The organism is Arthrobacter sp. SDR-2R (genome assembly GCF_057747955.1).
Genome location: NZ_CM173231.1, coordinates 2638690 through 2657009, shown reverse-complemented (window position 1 = coordinate 2657009; position 18320 = coordinate 2638690). Strand labels below are relative to the sequence as shown.

The 18320-nt window shown below is 65.5% G+C and carries 18 protein-coding genes; 15 read left to right on the top strand and 3 right to left on the bottom strand.

Annotated elements, in window-relative coordinates; genetic code table 11:
• Positions 1-8 precede the first annotated feature (8 nt).
• Positions 9-242 (bottom strand): DUF5703 family protein, encoded by a 234-nt coding sequence (locus tag AC3ANU_RS12370; protein WP_018771130.1) that lies wholly within the window; start codon positions 240-242, stop codon positions 9-11.
• A gap of 40 nt (positions 243-282) precedes the next feature.
• On the opposite strand from AC3ANU_RS12370, the gene AC3ANU_RS12365 reads away from it, so the two are divergent.
• Positions 283-549 (top strand): hypothetical protein, encoded by a 267-nt coding sequence (locus tag AC3ANU_RS12365; protein WP_018771129.1) that lies wholly within the window; start codon positions 283-285, stop codon positions 547-549.
• Positions 550-567: 18 nt separating this feature from the next.
• On the opposite strand, the gene AC3ANU_RS12360 is transcribed toward AC3ANU_RS12365, so the two are convergent.
• Positions 568-1503: an aldo/keto reductase gene (locus AC3ANU_RS12360; protein WP_018771128.1), complete on the bottom strand. Its 936-nt coding sequence runs from the start codon at positions 1501-1503 to the stop codon at positions 568-570.
• Between the two features lie 51 nt (positions 1504-1554).
• Here AC3ANU_RS12360 and AC3ANU_RS12355 point away from each other — a divergent pair, with 51 nt between their 5' ends.
• Positions 1555-2388, top strand: coding sequence for an undecaprenyl-diphosphate phosphatase (locus tag AC3ANU_RS12355; RefSeq protein ID WP_018771127.1), 834 nt, complete (start codon positions 1555-1557; stop codon positions 2386-2388).
• A 15-nt stretch (positions 2389-2403) separates the two neighbouring features.
• Positions 2404-3681: a cysteine--1-D-myo-inosityl 2-amino-2-deoxy-alpha-D-glucopyranoside ligase gene (gene mshC / locus AC3ANU_RS12350; protein ID WP_056390347.1), complete on the top strand. Its 1278-nt coding sequence runs from the start codon at positions 2404-2406 to the stop codon at positions 3679-3681.
• A gap of 76 nt (positions 3682-3757) precedes the next feature.
• Here the strand turns inward: mshC and AC3ANU_RS12345 are convergent, their stop codons facing one another.
• A complete protein-coding gene (locus tag AC3ANU_RS12345; RefSeq protein ID WP_018771125.1) occupies positions 3758-4663 on the bottom strand; it encodes a PAC2 family protein in 906 nt (301 codons plus the stop codon).
• Positions 4664-4814: 151 nt separating this feature from the next.
• On the opposite strand from AC3ANU_RS12345, the gene AC3ANU_RS12340 reads away from it, so the two are divergent.
• The 12 genes from AC3ANU_RS12340 (at position 4815) to AC3ANU_RS12285 (ending at position 18318) form a co-directional block, all read left to right on the top strand.
• Entirely contained in the window at positions 4815-5546 is a 732-nt protein-coding gene (locus AC3ANU_RS12340) for an HAD family hydrolase (protein WP_026266054.1), read from the top strand.
• The gene (locus AC3ANU_RS12335) at positions 5539-6744 is read left to right on the top strand and encodes a site-2 protease family protein (RefSeq protein ID WP_018771123.1); all 1206 of its coding nucleotides are present in this window, start codon (positions 5539-5541) and stop codon (positions 6742-6744) included. Before AC3ANU_RS12340 ends, AC3ANU_RS12335 begins: the two co-directional genes overlap by 8 nt.
• Positions 6745-6840: 96 nt before the next feature.
• Entirely contained in the window at positions 6841-7905 is a 1065-nt protein-coding gene (locus AC3ANU_RS12330; RefSeq protein WP_018771122.1) for a tRNA (adenine-N1)-methyltransferase, read from the top strand.
• An 82-nt stretch (positions 7906-7987) separates the two neighbouring features.
• Positions 7988-9739: a proteasome ATPase gene (arc, locus tag AC3ANU_RS12325; protein WP_018771121.1), complete on the top strand. Its 1752-nt coding sequence runs from the start codon at positions 7988-7990 to the stop codon at positions 9737-9739.
• Positions 9736-11409 carry a depupylase/deamidase Dop gene (dop, locus tag AC3ANU_RS12320; protein WP_488314608.1) on the top strand — a complete coding sequence of 558 codons (1674 nt, stop codon included), beginning with the start codon at positions 9736-9738 and terminating at the stop codon, positions 11407-11409. The genes arc and dop overlap by 4 nt, the downstream gene beginning before the upstream one ends.
• Positions 11410-11493: 84 nt before the next feature.
• Positions 11494-11697, top strand: coding sequence for a ubiquitin-like protein Pup (locus tag AC3ANU_RS12315; protein ID WP_018761343.1), 204 nt, complete (start codon positions 11494-11496; stop codon positions 11695-11697).
• Between the two features lie 80 nt (positions 11698-11777).
• On the top strand, positions 11778-12599 hold the full coding sequence (gene prcB / locus AC3ANU_RS12310) for a proteasome subunit beta (RefSeq protein WP_018771119.1): 822 nt from the start codon (positions 11778-11780) through the stop codon (positions 12597-12599).
• Position 12600: 1 nt separating this feature from the next.
• A complete protein-coding gene (gene prcA / locus AC3ANU_RS12305) occupies positions 12601-13311 on the top strand; it encodes a proteasome subunit alpha (RefSeq protein WP_018771118.1) in 711 nt (236 codons plus the stop codon).
• Between the two features lie 9 nt (positions 13312-13320).
• On the top strand, positions 13321-14685 hold the full coding sequence (gene pafA, locus AC3ANU_RS12300) for a Pup--protein ligase (RefSeq protein WP_056390354.1): 1365 nt from the start codon (positions 13321-13323) through the stop codon (positions 14683-14685).
• Between the two features lie 115 nt (positions 14686-14800).
• The gene (locus AC3ANU_RS12295) at positions 14801-15769 is read left to right on the top strand and encodes an FKBP-type peptidyl-prolyl cis-trans isomerase (protein ID WP_018771116.1); all 969 of its coding nucleotides are present in this window, start codon (positions 14801-14803) and stop codon (positions 15767-15769) included.
• 64 nt (positions 15770-15833) lie between these two features.
• Complete coding sequence (locus tag AC3ANU_RS12290) at positions 15834-16229, top strand: FKBP-type peptidyl-prolyl cis-trans isomerase (RefSeq protein ID WP_018771115.1); 396 nt, start codon at positions 15834-15836, stop codon at positions 16227-16229.
• 103 nt (positions 16230-16332) lie between these two features.
• Positions 16333-18318 carry a helix-turn-helix transcriptional regulator gene (locus AC3ANU_RS12285; RefSeq protein WP_056390357.1) on the top strand — a complete coding sequence of 662 codons (1986 nt, stop codon included), beginning with the start codon at positions 16333-16335 and terminating at the stop codon, positions 18316-18318.
• Positions 18319-18320: the final 2 nt, after the last annotated feature.

Genomic DNA, 18320 nt, shown 5'->3' with positions numbered 1-18320 from the left:
CACGACTCCTAAACGGTCCGCTGGACCTGCATCACCCGGCGCCGCAGCCAAAAGCGCCTGCCGCCGCCCACGTACAGCTTGCTGCGTTCCAGTTCCCACTTGCCGTATTCGGAGTGTTCCACCAGGCGGCGGCGTGCCTCCGGCAGGGAATCATCAGGGCTGACGGTTAGCACGAGGTACTCGTACTGCCGCAAATAATCCCGTTCCCGCTGGACCGAGCTGGTGAGAAATTGTTCCTTCATTTGCTCTCCATTTTCGTCCTTTTCCGGCTAACGTGAAGTCATGAGCATCGATCCGCGTGTCGCGCTTTCGTCCCTGACCACCGCTTTGGAAGAACACCTTATAGCAGCATCGAACCGCCGCGGGGACGGTGACCCCTCCGTTGAGGCAGCTTTTTTCGCAGTGGCCGATGCCTTCGAAGTTTACGAGGACGCGCTGTACGAGGCCTACAACGAGGTCACCCCGTTGCAGGTCTTTGACGACGAGGACGAAGAGGACGAGGAAGCCGACGTGGACGAGGACGAGGACCTGGAAATCGTCGAGGAATAGCCGCGCCGGGGCAGGAACTCAGAAGGCGGCGGAGACATCCTCCAAAGCCCGCGCAATCTGCGGTGGCAGCGGTGCGGGCTGGACGTCCAGGAGTTCCTTCAACTGCACCGGCGTGCGGGCGCCGACAATGGCAGTGGCAACTCCCTGCTGTGACAGCAGCCATGACAGTGAGACGTCCTGGGGAGTCCGGCCCAGGCCGTTGGCCGCCATGCATACCGCATCCACGATGCGCGACGGCTTCTCCTCCAGGTAAGGCTCCACGTAGGCCGATTCGCTGGCCGACGCCCCGCGTGACCCGGCGGGGATGCCGCCGCGATACTTCCCGGTGAGGACGCCGCGGCCCAGCGGAGCCCACGCCATCAGCCCAAGCCCGGCATCCTCCGCGGCAGGGATCAGTTCCGCCTCCGCCGTCCGCTGAAGGAATGAATATTCCGCCTGGACGGCAACCAGGGGCACACTGCTGGTGGCTGCGGCCTTCGCAGCCTGCCAGCCCCTGAAGTTCGAAATTCCGGCGTACCGCGCCCGGCCGGTGCGTACCGCAAATTCCAGCGCAGCCAGCGTTTCATCGAGGGGAACGTTGCCGTCCCAGGCCTCAGCAAACCAGAGGTCCACATATTCCGTGCCCAACCTGGCCAGGCTCGCATCAAGTCCGGTGAGCATCGCATTGCGTGACGTGTCCACCGCGCGCCGCCCGTCCGGCGTCGTCATCCCTGCCTTGGTGGAGATGGAAATTTCGGTGCGGGACACCACATCACCCAGGAGTGAGCCAAGGATGGCCTCCGAGCCCCCGCCCGCATACGACGCCGATGTGTCCACGTGCCGGCCGCCCGCATCAAGGAAGGTACGCAGCAACTCGGACGCGTCCTGTTCGTCAGTTTCCCCACCCCAGGACCGGGTGCCCAGGGAGAGGGCGGAAACTCGCAATCCACTGTTGCCGACGTAACGCTGCTGCATAGCAGCAAGCTTACGGGCAGATGCACCACCGCCATGCCGTAGGGTCTTAGCGTGAACTGGTTTGAAGCGGCCCTGCTGGGCCTTGTGCAGGGACTGACCGAATTTCTACCTATTTCATCGAGCGCACACCTGCGGATCGTGGGGGAGTTCCTTCCCAACGCGGAGGACCCGGGGGCGGCCTTTACGGCCATCACCCAGCTCGGCACGGAGACCGCCGTGCTGATCTTCTTCTGGCGCGACATCGTCCGGATCGTCAAAGCCTGGGCCGGCTCCCTCACCGGCAAGGTGCCGCGGCAGGATCCCGACGTCCGCATGGGCTGGCTGGTGATCCTGGGCAGCCTGCCCATCATCGTGCTGGGCCTGCTCTTCCAGGACCAGATCGAATCGGTACTGCGCAGCATGTGGATCGTGGCCACCATGCTGATCGTCTTCGGGCTCTTCCTCGCCGTGGCCGACGCCGTGGGGGCCCAGAAACGGGACCTGGCGCACCTGACCTACAAGCACGGCATCCTCTATGGGCTGGCCCAGGCCCTGGCACTGATTCCCGGCGTCTCCCGCTCCGGAGGCACCATTACCGCGGGCCTGCTGATGGGCTACACGCGCGAAGCCGCCGCACGGTACTCCTTCCTGCTCGCCATCCCCGCGGTCTTCGGCAGCGGGTTGTACCAGCTCTACAAGGTGGTGACCAAGGAAGGCATCTCCGGCCCGTTCGGCCTGCCGGAAACTGCCCTTGCCACCGTGATCGCCCTGGTGGTGGGCTATGTCATCATCGGCTGGTTCCTGAAGTTCGTATCCACGCGCAGCTACCGGCTCTTTGTCTGGTACCGGATCTTCCTGGGGCTGGCCCTGTACCTCCTGCTCGGTTTCGGCGTCATCAGCGCCTAGGACTAGGCTTGGCTTGTGAAATCCTGGACTTCCCGCCCCGTTCCTGCCCTGCCCGGAAACATGCCCGTCATCCGGCTGTTCGATACCGCGGCAGGCCGCGAAGTGGCGCTGGAACCGGAAGCACGGCCGTCCATGTACGTCTGCGGCATCACTCCCTACGACGCAACCCACATGGGCCACGCCGCCAGTTATGTGGCCTTTGACCTGCTGAACCGCGCGTGGCGGGACGCCGGCAGCGAGGTCTCCTATGTGCAGAACGTCACGGACGTGGATGATCCCCTGCTGGAACGCGCCACTGCCACCGGAGTCGACTGGCAGGACCTCGCGGCGGAGCAGGTTGAACTTTTCCAGACGGACATGGAGGCGCTGAATGTCCTGGCGCCGGACCATTACGTTGGCGCCGTGGAGTCGATTGGCCTCATCGTCCCCGAGGTGGAGCGGCTGGTCAGCCTGGGGCTGGCCTACCAGGTTCCCGGCAGCAACGGGGAACCCGACGGGGATGTCTATTACGACGTCGAAGCGGCCGGCAAGCAGTCAACGGCACCTGATGCCTGGTCCCTGGGATGCATCTCCCACCTTGGCGAAAGCACCATGCTGGAGCTTTTTGCCGAACGCGGCGGAGACCCGGGCCGCGCCGGGAAGCGGCAGGCCCTTGATCCGCTGCTGTGGCGGGTGGAACGGCCCGGCGAGCCAAGCTGGCCCGGTGGAAGCCTGGGCGCGGGCAGGCCCGGCTGGCACATCGAATGTACAGTGATCGCCCAAAAATACCTGCCCTCGCCCTTCACGGTGCAGGGAGGCGGTTCGGACCTCATCTTCCCGCACCATGAGATGGGTGCCGGCCATGCATACTCGTTGGCCGGGGTACCGCTTGCCCGGCACTACGCACACGCCGGCATGGTGGGGCTCGACGGGGAGAAGATGAGCAAGTCCAAGGGCAACCTGGTGCTGGTCTCCAGGCTTCGCGCCGCCGGTGAAGACCCGGCAGCAATCCGCCTTGCCATCCTGGCCCACCACTACCGTTCCGACTGGTCCTGGACGAATGAAGGCTTCACCGCTGCCAAGGCAGACCTTGCAGCGTGGCGGAAGGCCCTCGACCACGCCCCGGAAGGTTCGGGCCGCGAACTGCTGGCCGACATGCGGGCGGCGCTGGCAGCGGACCTCAACGCGCCCGCCGCAGTCGCCGCAGTCTCGCGCTGGGCACGTTCAGCGAACGACGGCGGTGCTGCCGCCAGCCCCGCCGACAGCAGCCTGGTCAGGGACGCGGTGGACGCCCTTCTTGGCATCCGGCTCTAGGCTTCGGCTCCACGTCAGCAAACAGACAGGGGCCGGGCCGGGATTCCTCCCGGCCCGGCCCCTGTCCCTTTTAATGTCAGGGCCGGTCCTGGCCCCGCCGCTTCAGGTACCGCTCAAATTCGCGGGCAATGGACTCGCCGCTGGCCTCAGGAAGGTCGGCGGTGTCCTTGGCTTCCTCCAGCTGCCGGACGTAGGCAGCAATTTCCGGGTCCTCGGTGGCCAGCTCGTCGACGCCGCGCTCCCATGCGTCCGCCTCCTCCGCCAGCTCGTGGGTGTCCAGCGGCACCTGCAGCAGTTCCTCGATGCGGTGCAGCAGGGCAAGCTGGGCTTTGGGGGAGGGGGCCTGTGCCACGTAGTGCGGCACCGCGGCCCACAACGATACGGTGGGGAGCCCGGCCAGCAGTGCCACCTCGGACAGGACCCCCACGATCCCCACCGGGCCTTCGTACTGCGAGGCTTCCAGGTTCATGCGTTCCCGGAGCTGGGCGTCATCGGACGACGTGCTGACCGGAATGGGGCGGCTGTGCGGAACATCCGCCAGCAGTGCACCCACCAGCACCACGTAGTCCACTTTCAAAGCCTCTGCATGGACCAGCAACTCCGCGGTGTAAGCGCGCCATTTATAGGACGGCTCGGTTCCCTGCACAAAGATGACGTCCACGTTGGAGTTGGGCGCCGAGGCTTTGTAGATCCTGGTGGAAGGCCATTTGATCTTGCGTTCACCGGCAGAGTTCCTGCGGACCGTGGGGCGCGTGAACTGGAAGTCGTAGTACTCGTCCGCATCAATGGATGCGACTTTCTTGCCACCCCACAACTTGTTCAGGTACCGCAGCGAATCGCTGGCCGCCTCTCCGGCGTCGTTCCACCCTTCAAAGGCGGCAAGCATTACGGTTACGCGCTGTCCGTCAGCCACCGGCTGCAGGAACCGTTCCCGCTCGGGTCCGGCACCTTGTTCGGCGGTGTCTCCCTCGAAGCTATTCATTTCTTCACCCTACGTCCAAGGTGCGCACTCGTGCATGGAATGAAGCGCCGCAAATCGCCGCTAACCGGCGCAAAGGGCACCCCGCCTGCGTCATATTCGCCAAGGGCGTAGCCCACAGCCTCCGCCCAGCCACGCCCCGTAGACTGGCGTCATGCGATTTCCTGCCACCGGTTCCCCGCTCAAAGCTGTCCTATGGGACATGGACGGAACCATCGTGGACACCGAGCCATACTGGATTGCCGCGGAGCGTGCCCTGGTGGAGGCCCATGGCGGCACCTGGAGCCACGACCAGGCCATGCAACTGGTGGGCCAGTCACTGACGTTCTCCGCCGGCCTGCTCCAGCAGGCAGGCGTCGAGCTGGAAATCCGCGAGATCATCGACGCCCTGACCGCCCAGGTCATCAGCAGCGTCCAGCAGCAGGTGCCATGGCGCCCAGGCGCCCGGGAACTCCTCGAAGAACTGCACCTGGCAGGCGTGCGCTGCGCCCTGGTCACCATGTCCGAGGGGCCGCTGGCCCGCCAAGTGGTGGCCAGCCTTCCCCGCCCCTACTTTGAAGTCCTGGTCACGGGTGACACCGTGACCCAGGGCAAACCGCACCCCGAGGCCTACCTGACCGCCGTCGAACTGCTCCAGGAAAGCGATCCTGATCTCGGAATCCACCACTGCGTTGCCCTCGAGGATTCCGTACCGGGCGTGGCCGCGGCCGTAGCCTCCGGCGTCGCCACGGTGGCTGTCCCGCACATCGTTCCACTGCCCGACGACGGCAGCTACGCACTCTGGGACTCCCTGGCCGGCCGCGGCCTGGTGGAGCTTGAAGCCCTGCTCCCCGGGGCGCAGGCAACGGTGCCGGCCGCCACCGCCGCTGGTGACTCCCGTGGCTGATCCAGGCACTCAGCGGGACACCGAACCGGGCACCCCGCCGGGCACCACGGGACGACGCCGTGACGGCATCCCGCTGGGACGCATTGCCGGCGTTCCTGTCGTGCTTGCTTACTCCTGGTTTGTGATCGCGGCCTTCACCGTCATCGCGTACGGGCCCGTGTTGGCGCGGAACAACCCCATGCTGGGCATGAGCGCCTATCTCGTGGCCTTCGCCTACGCCGTCCTGCTCCTGCTCTCGGTGCTGGTCCATGAACTCGCGCACGCCCTCACGGCGAAAATCTACGGATGGCCCACCCAGAAGATCGTCCTCAACCTCTGGGGCGGGCACACCCAGTTCGAGAGCTTCACGTCTTCCCCCGGCCGGTCCGTCCTGGTGGCGTTGGCCGGACCGGCGGCCAATTTTGTCCTCGCCGGCGGAGCCTGGCTGGTCCTGGGCACCAACAGCCTGGGAAGTGTCGCCGAGATCCTGACGAACATCTTCATGTGGGCCAACTTCCTCATCGCCGTCTTCAATGTCCTGCCGGGCTTGCCGCTGGACGGTGGGCGCATTGTCGAATCCATCGTGTGGAAGGCCACCGGGAGCCAGGCGAAAGGAACCGTGGCAGCCGGCTGGGGTGGGCGCATCATCGTCCTGGCGATCGCTTACTGGTTCCTCCTTCGCCCCTACCTCGCCGGCGACCAGCCGGACTTCAGCCTCCTGATGATCACCATCCTGGTGGGCGGCTTCCTGTGGATGGGTGCCTCGGCTTCCATCCAGCAGGGCACGCTGCGGGCACGGCTGCCGCTGGTCAGCGCAGCGGGATTGTCGACGCCGGCCGTTGGGGTGCCTGCCTCGGGCACTGTCCGTGACGCCCTCCGCCTGGCGGCAGAAGGAACGAAGTCCGTGGTGGTGTGCGGACCGGACGGCCGGCCGCAGGGTGTGGTGGACCCCGGCGCATTGGCCTCGGTGCCCGACGCCGCAGCCGATTCGACGCCAGTCACCGCCATTTCGTTTCCCTTGGCTGCGGGAGCCTATGTTCCCGAGTGGTCCAAGGGGCAGGAGCTGATCCAGTTTCTTTCGCAGGTTGAGGGACGGCACTACGCAGTGGTGGACCACAATGGCAAAGTCACCGGGCTGCTCACCCAGGACGTTGTCCTCGCGGCCATCACAGGGAGGCGCCAGCGCACCGATAGGCACCCGCAGGGCCAGAACCGGTAGAGTTACCTGCCGGTCGTGCATTGCCGCCGCCAGGGGCCACAATATCCGTGGGCACTTTGGCCGCGGCACAAAAGGTTTACAGGAGCGAGGAACATCATGAGCAGCGAAACTGCCGTCAACGACGCCACCGGAGCAGCGCAAGCCGGTGCTGCCGCCAGCGGCTCGCAGCCGGTGGGAGCCGCCCGTCGCCGCGGCCCCTTCAGGGAAGGCGAGCGTGTCCAGCTCACCGACGAACGTGGCCGCATGAATACCATCACGCTTGAACGCGGTGGCGCCTTCCATACGCACCGGGGCTTCCTGAACCACGATGAGATCATCGGCAAGGTGGACGGCTCCGTTGTGGTGAACAACGTCGGCCAGCAGTACCAGACCCTGCGCCCGCTGCTGTCCGACTTCGTGCTGTCCATGCCGCGCGGCGCCGCCGTGGTCTATCCCAAGGACGCCGGCCAGATCGTGACCATGGCGGATATCTTCCCCGGGGCCCGCGTGGTGGAGGCCGGCGTCGGCTCCGGTGCCTTGTCCATCTCCCTGCTCCGCGCCGTGGGGGACAACGGCTACCTGCACTCCTTCGAGCGGCGTGAAGAGTTTGCGGACATCGCCCGGGGAAACGTGGAGACCATCTTCGGCGGCCCGCATCCTGCATGGCAAATCTCGCTCGGCGACTTCCAGGAGGAAGTGGTCAAGGCTGAAGAGCCCGGCTCCGTGGACCGCGTGGTCCTGGACATGCTGGCGCCCTGGGAATGCCTCGACGCCGTCGCCACCGTGCTTGCGCCCGGCGGCGTCTGGATCAACTACGTAGCCACGGTCACCCAGCTCTCCCGTACGGCCGAGGCGATCCGCGCCGACGGCCGCTTCACTGAACCTGACGCCTGGGAATCGCTGGTCCGCGGCTGGCACCTTGAGGGTCTCGCGGTCCGGCCGGACCACCGGATGGTGGCCCACACCGGGTTCCTGCTGGTCACCCGCCGGCTCGCCGACGGTGTGACGGGCATCTCGGTCAAGCGGCGGCCGTCCAAGACCGAATTCAACGAAGAGGATGTCAATGCCTGGACTCCCGGTGCTGTAGGGGAGCGGGCGGTGTCAGACAAGAAGCTGCGGCGGGCAGCCCGGGACGCCATCGCCGGAACGAATGTGGTGGACACGCCCGAGGTTACGAACTAGTCCACATTTCGGGAGTCTCCATCCCTACCCGGCATCTTGGGACTAATGTCTTAAGAGAAGCGCAGGAAGGGGCTGATACATCATGGAGACACCAAACCAGGACTCCGGACGTACACCGGCAGAGCAGTCTGCCGCCAACGACCTCTCGGTTGCTGACCGCCAGGTCAACATCCTTCGGGACAAGCTCAGGCACATCGACCGCCAGTTGGCAGCGGCAACGCAGAACAACACCAAGCTGGTCAGCATGCTTGAGACGGCCAAGGCGGAGATCCTCCGGCTGAAAAACGCCCTTGACCAGGAAGGACAGCCGCCGTACAGCTTCGGCACCATCCTCCAGATCAACCCAAAGCGGCAGCCTTCCCCCGGCAACAGCGGACAGGCCGCCACGGAGGAATCGGTGGACATCTTCAACGCCGGCCGGAAGATGCGGGTGGGCATCAGCCCCCTGGTAAACATCAACCAGCTGGCGGTAGGCCAGGAGGTGCTGCTCAACGAAGCCCTCCTGATCGTTGCAGGGCTCGGCTATGAGCGCGCCGGCGAGCTGGCCACCCTGAAGGAGATGCTGGGACGGGACCGGGCCCTGGTGGTGGGCCGGGCCGATGAAGAACGCGTGGTCCGGCTCTCCGGCGCGCTGCAGGCCGAGAAGCTCAGGGTGGGCGACGCCCTCTCCGTGGATTCGCGGACCGGCTACGCACTCGAGAAGGTGCCGCGCTCCGAGGTGGAGAACCTGGTCCTGGAAGAAGTTCCGGACATCACCTACGAGGACATCGGCGGCCTTGGCCCCCAGATCGAGCAGATCAGGGACGCGGTGGAACTGCCGTTCCTGCACCCCGACCTCTACCGGGAGCACGGCCTGAAGGCGCCCAAGGGCATCCTGCTGTACGGGCCTCCGGGCTGCGGCAAGACCCTCATCGCCAAGGCTGTCGCCAACTCCCTCGCTGCCCGCGCCGCCGAGCGGTCCGGGAACGTGGACCTGAAGAGCTACTTCCTGAACATCAAGGGCCCTGAACTCCTCGACAAATACGTGGGCGAAACGGAGCGGCACATCCGGCTGATCTTCTCCCGCGCCCGGGAAAAGGCATCGGACGGCAGCCCCGTAGTGGTCTTCTTCGACGAAATGGATTCCTTGTTCCGCACCCGCGGCACCGGAATCTCGTCCGACGTCGAAACCACCATCGTGCCCCAGCTCCTCAGTGAGATCGACGGCGTGGAACGCCTCGACAACGTCATCGTCATCGGCGCATCCAACCGTGAGGACATGATCGACCCCGCCATCCTCCGGCCCGGACGGCTGGACGTCAAAGTCAAGATCCAGCGTCCCGATGCCGAAGCCGCCGCGGACATCTTCAACAAATACATCACGCCGGACCTGCCGTTCCACGAATCGGACCTCGCAGAGCACAACGGCGACGTCCAGGCCACGGTTGACGCCATGGTCCAGCGCACGGTCGAAGCCATGTACTCCACCGATAAGTCCAACGAGTTCCTGGAGGTCACCTATGCCAACGGTGACACCGAGATGCTCTACTTCAAGGATTTCAACTCGGGCGCCGTGGTGCAGAACGTGGTGGACCGGGCCAAGAAGTACGCCATCAAGGACCTGCTGACCACGCACCAGAAGGGCCTCCGGATCGAGCACCTGCTGCGCGCCGTGGTGGACGAGTTCCGCGAACACGAGGACATGCCCAACACCACCAACCCCGACGACTGGGCACGCATCTCCGGCAAGAAGGGCGAACGGATCACCTACATCCGCACCATCGTCCAGGGCAAGGCCGGCCAGGAACCGGGCAAGTCCATCGAGACGATGCCGACCACGGGACAGTATCTATGACGGGTGCAAAGGGACCCGCTGCCGGGGAAGCGCTCCCCGTCGGCGGGGCCATGCGGGTCATGGGGGCGGAAACCGAATACGGCATCCACGCCCCCTCCGCACCCTCGGCCAACGCCACCATGATGAGCGCGCGGGTGGTGCAGGCCTATGCCCAGGTCACCAGGCAGCGGGCGGCCGGCGGGGCCGAGACCCGCTGGGACTATACCGACGAAGAGCCGCTGCACGATGCCCGGGGTTGGACCGTGGACCGGGGAGCTGCACACCCCACCCAGCTGACCGACCAGCCACCGGTGCTTGACGCGGAGGCGGTGGCCCTGGCCTACGGGCGCGAGGAACTCGAACTGGACGGCCAGGACGAGTCGGGGACGCTGCTCATGAACATGGTCCTGGGCAATGGCGCCCGGCTGTACGTTGACCACGCCCATCCGGAGTATTCAAGCCCCGAGGTCACCAACCCACGGGACGCTGTGGCCTGGGACGCTGCCGGCGACCTTGTGGGGCTGGCGGCCGTGCGCCGGCTGGCGGCGGACCCGGCGCTCCCGCCGGTCAACCTTTACAAGAACAACACGGACAACAAGTCCGTGTCCTACGGTTCGCACGAGAACTACCTCATGCCCCGTTCGGTCCCTTTTGGCGACATTGTCCGCGGGCTCACGCCATTCTTCATCAGCCGGCAGGTGGTCTGCGGGGCCGGGCGGCTCGGGATAGGACAGGACAGTTCAACCCCGGGCTTCCAGGTCAGCCAGCGGGCCGACTTCTTCGAAGCCGAGGTCGGCCTGGAAACCACCATCCGCCGGCCCATCATCAACACCCGCGACGAGCCCCATTCCACCGCCGACAAGTACCGGCGCCTGCACGTCATCATCGGTGACGCCAATCTCAGCCAGGTGTCCAACTACCTGAAGTTCGGCACCACGGCCATGATCCTGAGCCTCATTGAGGCAGGGCTCGCCCCCAAAATCGAAGTCTACGAGCCGGTGGCAGCGCTCAAAACGGTGAGTCACGATACCTCGCTGACAGCAAAGCTGCGCCTGTTGGACGGACGGCGGGTCACGGCGCTGGACCTTCAGTGGATGTACCACGAAGCCGCAGCCAAACTCGCCCAGGACACCGGCGTCGGTGACGCCGTGGACGGTGACGGGCACACACACGAGGTCCTGGAACGGTGGGCTGCCGTTCTCACCCAACTGGACAGTGACAGGGCCGCGGCTGCCAGTTCCGTGGAGTGGCTGGCGAAACTTACCCTGCTTGATGGGTATCGCCAGCGTGATGGACTGGAGTGGAGCGATGCCCGGCTTGGCCTGGTGGATCTCCAGTGGTCCGATATCAGGCCGGAGAAAGGCCTCTACTACCGCCTGTTGTCCAGGAACCGGATGCAGCGCGTGGTGGACGATGCTGCCATCTCCGCCGCCGTGGCCGAGCCCCCCGCCGACACCCGGGCCTTCTTCCGCGGAAAGTGCATCAGCAGCTTCGGCAAGGATGTGGTGGGGGCAAGCTGGGACTCGGTCATCTTCGACGTGCCCGGTTACGGACGGCTTCAGCGGGTGCCTACCAGGGAACCACTGAGGGGAACCAAAGCCCTGACCGGAGCGTTGTTTGAGCGCTACCGGGAAGCGGGACCGTTCCTCGGCGAACTGCTGGGACACAACAGTACTCCGCCTGCGGCGTAAACCGCGCCGGAACGCCCGTCCCGTGGCAGGATGGGCATATCGGAGGATCCGCCGGATCCACCGGAGGAAAAAGGAGGGAATCCAATGGCAGGCCAGGAGCAGCAGCAGCCGCAGTCACGCGACAGCCAGGTCGAAGACGACATCCCCGAGGCACCCCCGGCACCGCCCGAGGCGCAGGCTTCGGCGTCGACCGAAGGCGTGGACGACCTGCTCGACGAAATCGACGGCGTCCTGGAATCCAACGCCGAAGAGTTCGTCCGGGCATTCGTGCAAAAGGGCGGCCAGTAACCCGGACCCGGAAGGTGGCGGAAGCCGCGGACGGCCGGAATCTGTACCGACGTTGAAGTACCACGTTCAAGGAGTGATGAGTGCAGGAATCAACCGCCAACCAGGTAGCCGCCAACGCCACCTCGTCCTTTACGGAGCACCTGCAACGGGACCGGCCCGAGCTACTGCCCTTTAGCCGGTCCCTCCAGGGCGGCGTGTCCGGGGCTGCGCCGTTGCAGGTTCCGCACGCCACCACGATCGTGGCCATGAGTTACGGCGGCGGTGTCCTGATGGCGGGCGACCGGCGCGCCACCATGGGAAACATCATTGCCAGCAGGCACATCGAGAAGGTCTTCCCGGCAGACCACTTCTCTGTCCTTGGCATAGCCGGCACAGCCGGAATAGCGATCGACCTGACGCGGCTCTTCCAGGTTGAACTTGAGCACTACGAAAAGATTGAAGGAACCCAGCTCAGCCTCGAAGGCAAGGCGAACCGGTTGGGGGCCATGATCCGGGGCAACCTTCCCATGGCCCTGCAGGGCCTTGCCGTGGTGCCCCTGTTTGCAGGGTTCGACACCAGCGCCGGTGTCGGACGGCTGTTTTCCTATGACGTCACCGGGGGCAGGTACGAGGAACACGAACACCATACCGTGGGTTCCGGTTCCGTCTTCGCCCGCGGAGCCCTGAAGAAACTCTGGCGGCCCAACCTCACCCCGGCTGAGGCGCTGTCCGTCGCCGTGGAGTCCCTGTACGACGCCGCCGACGACGATTCCGCCACGGGCGGCCCGGATACCGTCCGGCAGTTGTGGCCCGTGGTTTATACAGTGGACAGGACGGGAGCCCGCCGGGTGCCCGAGGCCGAACTCGCGGCTGCTTCGCGCAGCGTGATCGAAGCGCGCACCATCGCCGGACGGGAGGCCTGAGATGACCCAGCAGTTTTATGTCTCGCCCGAACAGCTGATGAAGGACCGCGCGGATTTCGCGCGGAAGGGCATCGCCCGCGGCCGGTCGGTGGTTGTCATCAGCTGCGCCGACGGCATCGCACTCGTCGCCGAGAACCCATCGCCGTCCCTGCACAAGATCGGCGAAATCTACGACAAGATCGCGTTCGCCGCCGTGGGCAAGTACAACGAATTCGAAAGCCTGCGCCAGGCCGGCGTCCGCTATGCCGACGTCCGCGGGTACTCGTATGACCGCGAGGACGTCACCGCCCGCGGCCTGGCGAGCGTATACGCCCAAAGCCTGGGTGCCGTCTTCACCGCAGAGCAAAAGCCGTTTGAAGTGGAACTGGCAGTAGCCGAAGTGGGCTCCACGCAGGCCGAAGACCACCTGTACCGGCTGACCTTCGACGGTTCCATCGCCGATGAGCACAGCTTTGTGGTCATGGGCGGCCAGGCAGACAAGGTGTCGTCAACCATCGAGGCAGGATGGCAGGCGTCCCTGGGCTTCGCCGACGCTGTCCGGCTGGCTTTGAAGGGTCTCACGCCTGCCCAGGAGGGTGACCAGCCGGCAGCACCTCTGCCGCCCGGCGCCCTCGAGGTGGCAGTTCTGGACAGGCTTTCCGAAAGCTCCCGCGGCTCCCGGCGTGCTTTCCGCAGGCTGAACGACGCGGACATCACAGCACTGCTGGCCTAGGAGGACGACATGGACAAGAGAATCTTCGGCATCGAAACCGAGTTCGGGATCTCTTACTCGAGCCCCGACTCGAGGCCGCTGGCCCCGGAAGAGGTGGCCCGGTACCTCTTCCGAAAGGTGGTCAGCTGGGGGCGCTCGTCCAACGTGTTCCTCACCAACGGTTCGCGGCTGTACCTCGACGTAGGATCCCACCCGGAATACGCCACCGCCGAATGCGACGACCTCGCCCAGCTGATCGCCCATGACCGTGCGGGTGAGCTCATCCTGGATGACCTGGTTGATGAGGCCCAGGCCCGGCTGGCGGCCGAGGGCTTCAACGGCACCGTATACCTTTTCAAGAACAACACCGACTCCGCGGGCAACTCGTACGGCAGCCACGAGAACTACCTCATTCCCCGCCGTGGGGAATTCTCCCGCCTGGCCGAAATCCTGATCCCGTTCCTGGTCACCCGCCAGCTCATCGCCGGCGCCGGAAAGATCCTGAAGACGCCGCATGGCGCCACCTATGCGTTCTCCCAGCGGGCCGACCACATCTGGGAGGGAGTGTCCTCAGCCACCACACGGTCGCGGCCCATCATCAACACCCGTGACGAGCCGCACGCGGACGCGGAGTTTTATCGGCGGCTGCACGTCATTGTGGGCGACTCGAACATGTCAGAGGCGACCGCCCTGATGAAAGTCGGAACCGTTGACCTGGTCCTTCGGATGATCGAAGCGGGCGTGATCATGCGCGACATGCGGATGGAAAACCCCATCCGCAGCATCCGCGAGATCTCCCACGACCTCAGTGGCCGGGCATTGGTCCGCCTGGCCAATGGACGCCAGCTCACCGCCCTTGAAATCCAGCAGGAATACCTCACCAAGGTGACGGCCTTCGTCAATGAACACGGCGCCCACAACCCGCATGTACCGCTGATCCTGGATCTGTGGGAGCGGACGCTGCATGCCATTGAATCCGGTGACACCAAGGGCATTGACACCGAAATCGACTGGGCCATCAAGAAGAAGCTGATGGATAACTACCGCGAACGCCACGGCCTTGGCCTGGACGCGCCCCGCATTGCCCAGCTTGATCTGACGTACCACGACATTTCCCGCAGCCGGGGACTTTACTACCTGCTGCAATCCCGTGGAGCGGTCCGCCGCATCGTGGACGACACTGTCATCAAGGGGGCGGTGGACGCGCCGCCGCAAACCACCAGGGCCAAGCTGCGCGGCGACTTTGTCCGCCGCGCGCAGGAGTTGGGACGCGACTACACGGTGGACTGGGTGCACCTGAAACTGAACGACCGCGCCCACCAGACGATCTTGTGCAAGGATCCGTTCCGCAGCGTCGATGAGCGCGTCGATGCGCTTCTGGACTCTATGGGCTGACGTCCAGCTTCAGGGTCTATTCTGGATAAGGTCCTTTTAACGGGACCTCTTCACGGCATGCTCCGCCGCCATGCGGAGTGTCGTATCCACCCTGCCCCGACGAAAGTTTTCCTACGTGCGCCGACTACTAGCAATCCTCCTTCCCGGCCTGCTGCTCCTGACCGCCTGCGGAGGCACCGCCTCCCAGCCAGAGCCCAGCAGCCAGTCCGCCGGGGAGACTGCAAAGTTCGACTCCCTCAAGCTGACCGACAACGGGGACAAGAAGGCCCCTGGCGTGGACTTTGACAAGCCACTGGCCGTGACCCAGCCAACCATCAAAGTGGTTTCCGAGGGCAAGGGCGACGCCGTAAAGGCCAACCAGGTTGCCAAGATTTCCATCCTCGCCCTGAACGGCACGGACGGCTCCCAGCTCGAGGATACGTTCCCCAACGAGCCGGAAAGCCTGGAGCTGAATGACGAGCTCAAGACCAGCAGCGCAGTCATCTACAACGCTTTCGTGGGCGCCAAGGTTGGATCCAGCCTTGCACTGGCCGTTCCCGGCCAGCAGAGCGCGGCATCGGCCAGCCCCAGCCCTTCCGACGGCGCCAGCCCCAGCCCGAGTCCGGAAGCCGGGCCCACCCAGCTGCTGATCATCAAGGTGCTCTCCGCATCCGATCCCACCCCGGTCCTGGACAAGCCCCAGGGCGAAACCGTGACGCCGCCGGCCGGGCTGCCTACCGTTACTGAAAAAGACGGCGTCCCCGAAATCAACGTTGCCGGTGCGGCTGCCCCCACATCCCTCGTGTCCCAGGACCTGATCAAGGGCTCCGGCGCCACCGTCAAGGAGTCCGACACGCTGACCGTGAATTACGTCGGCGTCAACCTGGCAGACGGCACCAAGTTCGATTCCAGCTTCGACCGCGGCCAGCCGGCCACCTTCCCGCTGACCGGGGTCATCAAGGGCTGGACCCAGGGCCTCGCCGGCAAGACCGTTGGGTCCCGCGTCCTGCTGGTCATCCCCAAGGACCTGGCCTACGGCGACGCCGGCCAGGGGCAGGCAAAGGGCGACCTGGTCTTCGTAGTGGACATCCTCGGGGTCAAGTAGCAAGACTTACATGGACGCCGCGTCCCTCGCGGCACCCCATCAGCATTTACGCATAGGAGCAAGCATGTCTTTTGGACAGCGGGAATTTGACCGCCAGAAGCCCGAAATCGATTTTCCGGAGGGCGACGTCCCCACGGAACTCGTCATCACAGACCTGATCGAGGGTGACGGCCGGGAAGCCAAGGCAGGGGACACCGTCTCCACCCACTACGTCGGCGTTGCCTGGTCCACAGGCGAGGAATTCGACGCCTCCTGGGGCCGCGGTGCACCCCTGGACTTCCGCGTCGGCGTCGGCCAGGTCATCCAGGGCTGGGACCAGGGCCTGCTGGGCATGAAGGTCGGTGGCCGCCGCCGCCTGGAGATCCCCTCCGAGCTGGCCTATGGCTCGCGCGGTGCCGGTGGCGCGATTGCTCCCAACGAGGCACTGATCTTCGTCGTGGACCTCGTGGCCGTGCGCTGACCCAGGCGCCAACACAGCCGGGAGCGCGGCAGTACTGGAGGAAGTTCCTCCGGTACTGCCGCGCTTTCTGCTTTCATCGGGGGAGTTTAGTAACGTAACGAGCGTGTCCCTATCCCGCACCGAACGACTCCTCAACCTGCTGATTGCGCTGCTCAACACCCGCTACGGGCTGCACCGCAGCGAACTGCGCGAAAAGGTCTACCACGACACCTCCGGCAATGACGTTGCGTTCGGACGGATGTTCGAGCGGGACAAGAATGACCTGCGGGCAATGGGCTTCGACGTGGAGACACTGACGGACATGGGCTGGAGCGAGGACGACCCCGCCACCACCAGGTACCGGATCGGCAAGGAGTCCAACCGGCTCCCGGACGTCCAGCTGGGGCCCGACGAGTGGACCGTCCTGCTGCTGGCCTCCCAATTATGGGAGCGCGCGGCACTGGGCACCGCCGCCCAAAGCGCGCTCCGCAAACTCCAGGCCGCCGGCAGGATGGCGGACGTGGAACTGCCGGCCGGGGTCCAGCCCCGGATCAAACCCGCCGGCCAGGCCTTTGATGACATCGTGGCCGCCATGCACGCCCGGCATCCGGTCACTTTCACGTATCTCGCCGGCACCACCGGCAAAGAGGAGGAACGCACCGTCGAGCCCTGGGGCCTGGGCAGCCGCTTCGGCCAGTGGTACCTCATGGGCTACGACCGGACACGCGAGGCGCCCCGGCATTTCCGCCTGTCGCGCTTCACCAGTGCCGTGACCACATTGGCGAAGGAGCAGTACACGCCGCCGGTGGACTTCAGTATCCGCGCAGAGCTGGACCTGTTGCCGGAACTGCCGCTGCGCACCGCCGTCGTGGACGTCAAGGAGGGGCACCTGCTGGCCCTCCGCCGTCGTGCTGTTCAAGCCACCCAGGACCAGGCCACAGGCCGGCCAGGTGCGGGCTGCGACAGGCTCTTCATCGAGTACCGGGACCCGGAGGTGCTTGCCGAAGAGCTGGCCTCCTACGGACCCGATGCCCTGGCAGTGGAACCGGCTGAACTTGCTGCCGCCGTGAGGCGCAGGCTCCAGGCAGCGGCCGCGTTCAGCGACGCACCTGTCCCCGACTACACGTTCGCCGATGCCCGTGCCCGGACCGCCCGGAAGGGAACGTCTGAGGACCAGCTCAAGCGCATGCTGCAGTTGGTCCCCTTCCTGGTCCACAACCAGGGGCTGCACATCCAGGACGTCGCAAAGCACTTCGGCGTCACCCGTGAAGAGCTCGAGGCAGACCTCCGGATCCTCATCTGCTCCGGGCTGCCGGAGGGTTATCCGGACGACCTGCTCGATATCCAATGGGAAGACGACCACGTCTTCATTACCCAGGACCTTGACCTGAAGAAACCTGTCCGGTTTACCGTGGCGGAGGCATGCGCTTTGCTGACAGGTCTTGAAACGCTCAACGGCCTGCCGGACCTTCCCGGCGGCGGCGCGCTGGAGTCGGTTACCTTGAAGCTCCTGGCGGCCGCAGGCGAGGAAGGGCTGCAAGCTGCCTCCATTGCCGGGCCGGAGGTTGCACCTGCCGACGCCGCAACCCATGCCACGGTCCGCCAGGCCATCGAGACCCGCTCCCAGCTCCACCTGACCTACCTTTCACCCCAGCGTGACGCCGTCACCGAGCGCGACGTTGACCCGCTGCGGCTGTATTCCCTGGACAACACCTGGTACTTCGAAGCCTGGTGCCACCTGGTGGACGGGCTGCGGAACTTCCGCCTGGACCGTGTACAGGACGTTCACCCCAACGGAGCGCCTGCCGCCCCGCACGGGATACCGGAGGGCGGGGTCCCGGCCAAGCTTTTCACCGCGAACGACGACGACACCACCGTCACCGTCCAGCTCACCCGGCAGGGGAGGGGGCTGGCGGAGGACTACTACGCGGAGCGTACCGCGGAGTTGCCCGACGGCGGCCTGGTGGCAGAGATCCGGTTCGGCAACACGGCGTGGCTGCCGATGTTCGTGGCCCAGCATGGCGGTTCAGCCCGGATTCTGGCCCCTGCGGAGCTGGCTTCCGCCGCGCGGGACTGGCTTGCGGCCTCGCTGGCCGGATACGACCGATAGAC

Bases quoted from the DNA above. Each gene is read 5' to 3' on its own strand.
- AC3ANU_RS12370 (WP_018771130.1), bottom strand. From the start codon at position 242: ATGAAGGAACAATTTCTCACCAGCTCGGTCCAGCGGGAACGGGATTAT.
- AC3ANU_RS12365 (WP_018771129.1), top strand. From the start codon at position 283: ATGAGCATCGATCCGCGTGTCGCGCTTTCGTCCCTGACCACCGCTTTG.
- AC3ANU_RS12360 (WP_018771128.1), bottom strand. From the start codon at position 1,503: ATGCAGCAGCGTTACGTCGGCAACAGTGGATTGCGAGTTTCCGCCCTC.
- AC3ANU_RS12345 (WP_018771125.1), bottom strand. From the start codon at position 4,663: ATGAATAGCTTCGAGGGAGACACCGCCGAACAAGGTGCCGGACCCGAG.
- AC3ANU_RS12340 (WP_026266054.1), top strand. From the start codon at position 4,815: ATGCGATTTCCTGCCACCGGTTCCCCGCTCAAAGCTGTCCTATGGGAC.
- AC3ANU_RS12330 (WP_018771122.1), top strand. From the start codon at position 6,841: ATGAGCAGCGAAACTGCCGTCAACGACGCCACCGGAGCAGCGCAAGCC.
- arc (WP_018771121.1), top strand. From the start codon at position 7,988: ATGGAGACACCAAACCAGGACTCCGGACGTACACCGGCAGAGCAGTCT.
- dop (WP_488314608.1), top strand. From the start codon at position 9,736: ATGACGGGTGCAAAGGGACCCGCTGCCGGGGAAGCGCTCCCCGTCGGC.
- AC3ANU_RS12315 (WP_018761343.1), top strand. From the start codon at position 11,494: ATGGCAGGCCAGGAGCAGCAGCAGCCGCAGTCACGCGACAGCCAGGTC.
- prcA (WP_018771118.1), top strand. From the start codon at position 12,601: ATGACCCAGCAGTTTTATGTCTCGCCCGAACAGCTGATGAAGGACCGC.
- pafA (WP_056390354.1), top strand. From the start codon at position 13,321: ATGGACAAGAGAATCTTCGGCATCGAAACCGAGTTCGGGATCTCTTAC.
- AC3ANU_RS12290 (WP_018771115.1), top strand. From the start codon at position 15,834: ATGTCTTTTGGACAGCGGGAATTTGACCGCCAGAAGCCCGAAATCGAT.